Consider the following 3,440-nt stretch of genomic DNA (forward strand, 5'->3'; position numbering starts at 1 on the left):
CAAAAGCAAAACCCCCCAGTACTTTCGTACTGAGGGGTTTCAAGGGAGAGCCTGGCGATTACCTACTTTCACACGGGTATCCGCACTATCATCGGCGTGGAGTCGTTTCACGGTCCTGTTCGGGATGGGAAGGGGTGGTTCCAACTCGCTATGGTCACCAGGCATAAACGGTGGCCGCGTTGAGGTCTGCTCAACGCAGCGAATAGGGATGTAGTAGAGGTTGTGCGTATCGGCCAAGCTGCTCGTTACGACGGCAGCGGCACGCGATACTCAACCAGCAGAAACACACTGGTTATAGGATCAAGCCTTACGGGCAATTAGTACTGGTTAGCTTAACGCATTACTGCGCTTCCACACCCAGCCTATCAACGTCCTGGTCTCGAACGACCCTTCAAGGAGCTCAAGGCTCCAGGGAATCCTCATCTTCAGGCGAGTTTCCCGCTTAGATGCTTTCAGCGGTTATCTCTTCCGTACATAGCTACCCTGCGATGCCTCTGGCGAGACAACAGGTACACCAGCGGTACGTCCACTCCGGTCCTCTCGTACTAGGAGCAGCCCCCGTCAAGATTCCAACGCCCACGGCAGATAGGGACCAAACTGTCTCACGACGTTTTAAACCCAGCTCACGTACCTCTTTAAATGGCGAACAGCCATACCCTTGGGACCGGCTACAGCCCCAGGATGAGATGAGCCGACATCGAGGTGCCAAACACCGCCGTCGATATGAACTCTTGGGCGGTATCAGCCTGTTATCCCCAGAGTACCTTTTATCCGTTGAGCGATGGCCCTTCCATTCAGAACCACCGGATCACTATGTCCTGCTTTCGCACCTGCTCGACTTGTCGGTCTCGCAGTTAAGCACGCTTTTGCCATTGCACTTTAGGTACGATGTCCGACCGTACCAAGCGTACCTTCGAACTCCTCCGTTACACTTTGGGAGGAGACCGCCCCAGTCAAACTGCCTACCATGCACTGTCCCCGACCCGGATTCACGGGCCAAGGTTAGAACCTCAAACAAACCAGGGTGGTATTTCAAGGACGGCTCCACGCAGACTAGCGTCCACGCTTCAAAGCCTCCCACCTATCCTACACAGATCGGTTCAAAGTCCAATGCAAAGCTACAGTAAAGGTTCATGGGGTCTTTCCGTCTAGCCGCGGGGAGATTGCATCATCACAAACACTTCAACTTCGCTGAGTCTCGGGAGGAGACAGTGTGGCCATCGTTACGCCATTCGTGCAGGTCGGAACTTACCCGACAAGGAATTTCGCTACCTTAGGACCGTTATAGTTACGGCCGCCGTTTACCGGGACTTCAATCAAGAGCTTGCACCCCATCATTTAATCTTCCGGCACCGGGCAGGCGTCACACCCTATACGTCCACTTTCGTGTTTGCAGAGTGCTGTGTTTTTATTAAACAGTCGCAGCCACCATTTTATTGCAACCCCTTCACCCTCCTGGCGCAGGCCAGTCAAGCTACAAGGGCGTACCTTATCCCGAAGTTACGGTACCAATTTGCCGAGTTCCTTCTCCCGAGTTCTCTCAAGCGCCTTAGAATACTCATCTCGCCCACCTGTGTCGGTTTGCGGTACGGTCTCGTATGACTGAAGCTTAGAGGCTTTTCTTGGAACCACTTCCAATTGCTTCGCAGCACTAGGCCGCTCGCCCCATATCCTTGAATTCCGCGCCCGGATTTGCCTAAGCGCCTTCTCCAATACAGGGACCGGGACTTCCAACACCCGGACAACNCATCCTTGAATTCCGCGCCCGGATTTGCCTAAGCGCCTTCTCCAATGCAGGGACCGGGACTTCCAACACCCGGACAACCTTCCGCGATCCGTCCCCCCATCGCATCATACGACGGTGCAGGAATATTAACCTGCTTCCCATCAGCTACGCATCTCTGCCTCGCCTTAGGGGCCGACTCACCCTACGCCGATGAACGTTGCGTAGGAAACCTTGGGCTTACGGCGAGGGGGCTTTTCACCCCCTTTATCGCTACTCATGTCAGCATTCGCACTTCTGATACCTCCAGCATCCTTTACAAGACACCTTCACAGGCTTACAGAACGCTCTCCTACCATGCACTTACGTGCATCCGCAGCTTCGGTGACTGGCTTAGCCCNGTGCACTCCTTTAAATCCACTCCACTTGCATCCCAACGATCACTGTTGGGCGCTTTGTCGATGCTGCGCATCGACAAGCAAGGTGCACTTAAAGGAATGCACGCATCCGCAGCTTCGGTGACTGGCTTAGCCCCGTTACATCTTCCGCGCAGGACGACTCGATCAGTGAGCTATTACGCTTTCTTTAAAGGATGGCTGCTTCTAAGCCAACCTCCTGACTGTTTTAGCCTTCCCACTTCGTTTCCCACTTAGCCAATCTTAGGGACCTTAGCTGGCGGTCTGGGTTGTTTCCCTCTTGACACCGGACGTTAGCACCCGATGTCTGTCTCCCGTGATTGCACTCTTCGGTATTCGGAGTTTGCTATGGCGGGGTAATCAGCAATAGACCCCCCAACCATGACAGTGCTCTACCCCCGAAGGTGAGACACGAGGCACTACCTAAATAGTTTTCGGAGAGAACCAGCTATTTCCAGACTTGTTTAGCCTTTCACCCCTATCCACAGCTCATCCCCTAACTTTTCAACGTTAGTGGGTTCGGTCCTCCAGTACGTGTTACCGCACCTTCAACCTGGCCATGGATAGATCGTCTGGTTTCGGGTCTACACCCAGCGACTGAACGCCCTATTCGGACTCGCTTTCGCTACGCCTTCCCTAATCGGTTAAGCTTGCCACTGAATGTAAGTCGCTGACCCATTATACAAAAGGTACGCCGTCACCCGTTTCCAGGCTCCGACTGTTTGTATGCATGCGGTTTCAGGATCTATTTCACTCCCCTCCCGGGGTTCTTTTCGCCTTTCCCTCACGGTACTGGTTCACTATCGGTCGATCACGAGTATTTAGCCTTGGAGGATGGTCCCCCCATCTTCAGACAGGATTTCACGTGTCCCGCCCTACTTGTCGTACACCTAGTTCCACAACGCTGTTTTCGCATACAGGGCTATCACCTGCTATGGCCGGGCTTTCCATCCCGTTCTGCTAACAATGCTGCTAAAGAGTACAAGGCTCTTCCCATTTCGTTCGCCACTACTTTGGGAATCTCGGTTGATTTCTGTTCCTGCAGCTACTTAGATGTTTCAGTTCGCCGCGTTCGCTTCCCTGACCTATGTATTCAGTCAGGGATGACCCATTCGGGCCGGGTTTCCCCATTCGGACATCTCCGGATCAAAGCTTGTTTGCCAGCTCCCCGAAGCTTTTCGCAGGCTACCGCGTCCTTCATCGCCTGTGATCGCCAAGGCATCCACCACATGCACTTGTTCGCTTGACCCTATAACGAGTGTGTCTCAAACTTGCGTTCAAGTCGTGCTCGCTACAGGATG

General features: G+C 53.6%; 2 rRNA genes. Both read right to left on the minus strand.

The annotated features are described in order from the left end of the window. Positions 1 to 49: 49 nt before the first annotated feature. Positions 50 to 162, minus strand: a 5S ribosomal RNA gene (gene rrf / locus CF70_RS25200). Between the two features lie 134 nt (positions 163 to 296). Further along, positions 297 to 3,388, minus strand: a 23S ribosomal RNA gene (locus CF70_RS25205). Between the last annotated feature and the right edge of the window lie 52 nt (positions 3,389 to 3,440).

It is taken from the genome of Cupriavidus sp. SK-3 (assembly GCF_000611145.1).
In the GTDB taxonomy this organism is placed as follows: Bacteria; Pseudomonadota; Gammaproteobacteria; order Burkholderiales; family Burkholderiaceae; genus Cupriavidus.